The sequence below is a fragment of the Erythrobacter sp. HI0063 genome, assembly GCF_001635685.1.
In the GTDB taxonomy this organism is placed as follows: domain Bacteria; phylum Pseudomonadota; class Alphaproteobacteria; order Sphingomonadales; family Sphingomonadaceae; genus Qipengyuania.
In genome coordinates this window covers 1-271 of sequence record NZ_LWFF01000043.1, presented here as the reverse complement: position 1 = coordinate 271, position 271 = coordinate 1, and the positions used below count along the sequence as shown (strand labels likewise).

General features: G+C 64.2%; 1 pseudogene. It reads left to right on the top strand.

What is annotated here, in order from left to right:
* A pseudogene (locus A3736_RS01750) lies at positions 1-271 on the top strand (YebC/PmpR family DNA-binding transcriptional regulator); the annotation flags it as partial.

Below are 271 nucleotides of genomic sequence, written 5' to 3'. Positions count from 1 at the left end.
CACCGCAAGGGTGCGCAGGACAAGAAGCGGTCCAACCTGTTCTCGAAGCTCAGCCGCGAGATTACCGTGGCGGCGAAGATGGGCATGCCCGATCCGGACATGAACCCGCGCCTGCGCCTGGCGGTCAACGCAGCCAAGGCGCAGTCCATGCCCAAGGACAACATCCAGCGCGCCATCGACAAGGCAAGCGCGGCAGATGGCGAGAATTTCGAAGAAGTCCGCTACGAAGGCTACGGCCCCGGTGGCAGCGCGATCATCGTCGAGGCGCTGA